This window comes from Flavobacterium sp. 9AF (assembly GCF_902506265.1).
GTDB lineage: Bacteria > Bacteroidota > Bacteroidia > Flavobacteriales > Flavobacteriaceae > Flavobacterium.
In genome coordinates this window covers 1-1958 of sequence record NZ_LR733618.1, presented here as the reverse complement: position 1 = coordinate 1958, position 1958 = coordinate 1, and the positions used below count along the sequence as shown (strand labels likewise).

At 26.1% G+C, this 1958-nt stretch carries 1 protein-coding gene; it reads left to right on the top strand.

The genetic code is table 11. From position 1 onward, the window contains the following. Nucleotides 1–82: 82 nt before the first annotated feature. The coding region (locus tag HALO113_RS18200; protein WP_159780566.1) for a leucine-rich repeat domain-containing protein at nucleotides 83–1958 on the top strand (1876 nt) is incomplete at its 3' end.

Below are 1958 nucleotides of genomic sequence, written 5' to 3'. Positions count from 1 at the left end.
ATCTTAAGGAATTGTTATTTATAAAATTTAAATGGTTCAAACTTAATTTTTTGAAGTATTTTTGCCTTCTTAAAAATATTTTATGAAGAAAATCTACTTTTTATTACTTGTTTTATTTGGATTGAATTTGCAAGGGCAGATTATTAATATTCCAGATGCTAATTTTAAAGCGAAGTTGTTGAGTGCTAATTCAAGCAACCAAATTGCATCTACAGAAATTCCAGATCAATATGGATATGTAACAAATTATAATTCTATTGATACAAATAATAATGGTGAAATAGAAGAAAGTGAAGCTGAATTGATTACTGTTTTAAATATTTATGAATCAAATATTTATGATTTAACTGGAATTGAATATTTTAGCAATTTAATTACTTTAAGATGTAAGAATATCCAAATAACAAATTTAGATTTAACTCAATTAGCTAATCTTTATTTTTTAGATTGTAGTGATAATCAATTAAGCACATTAAATATTACTCAAAATTCCAATTTAAAATATTTATATTGTTATGACAATCAGCTATCAGATTTAAATATTAGTCAAAATCTAAACTTAGTTTTTTTGCAATGTAGTGGTAACCAGTTATCTAGTTTGAATTTAAGTCAGAATATTAATTTAACTTCTTTAGGTTGTTCAAATAATCTACTCACAACTTTAGATGTTTCTATGTTAACTAATCTTAACCATTTAAGTTGTAGAGGGAATCAATTAAGTAATTTAGATGTTACTCAAAATTTAGTTTTGACATTAATAGAATGTCAGAATAATGAATTAATTAATTTAGATGTTACTCAAAATTTGAATTTAATTGATTTAAATTGTAAAAATAATCAATTAACAAATTTGGATATTTCTCAAAATATCAATTTGAGACATTTATTATGTTCAAATAATTTATTAACAACTTTAGATGCTTCCTTTAACTCTGTTATGAATGAATTAATTTGTAACAATAACCAATTAAATAGTTTATTTATTAAAAACAATAATGAAAGTTGGTTGTATTATTATGGTTCTTCATTAGATTTTTCTAATAATCCTGATTTACAATACATTTGTGCAGATGATGAAGACATCACAATGATACAACAAAAAATAATGGATTACAATCTAGTAAATTGTCATGTAAATTCCTATTGTTCTTTTGTTCCAGGAGGTGATTATTTTTCAATTGAAGGACAAACAATATATGATTTTAATAATAACGGTTGTGATTTAAATGATTTAAATTATTCCAACTTAAGATTTTCTATTACAGATGGAACCGTTTCCGGTGATTTAATATCAAATCAATCAGGTAATTATTTTATCCCAGTTCAAGCAGGTTCACATACAATTACGCCAATATTAGAAAACCCAACTTATTTCAATATCTCTCCAACAAGTCTTACAGTAGATTTTCCAACACAAACGAGTCCTTTTACACAAGATTTTTGTGTTAGTGCAAATAGTATTAAACACGATGTAGAAGTAATTGTTTTACCAATAGTTCCTGCAAGACCAGGTTTTGATGCATATTATAAAATTTCTTACAGAAATAAAGGAAATCAAATTGAAAATGGTAGCGTTTCTTTAACTTTTGATGATGCTGTTTTAGACTATGTTTCTGCTAATCCTATTTATGATAGCCAAGCTACCAATTCGTTAACTTGGAATTATAGTAATTTACTTCCTTTTGAAACAAGAGAAATAGATGTAATTTTGAATGTGAATTCGCCTATGGAAACTCCAGCAGTAAATATTGGAGATCAATTAAACTTTTTAGCTCAAATAACACCAATAGCTAATGACGAAATACCTTTTGATAACACATCCGCTTTAAAACAAACGGTTGTAGGATCTTATGATCCAAATGACAAAACCTGTTTAGAAGGAGAAACGGTTGGTCCAGATATGATAGGTGAGTATGTGCATTATTTGATTCGCTTTGAAAATACGGGAACCTATCCTG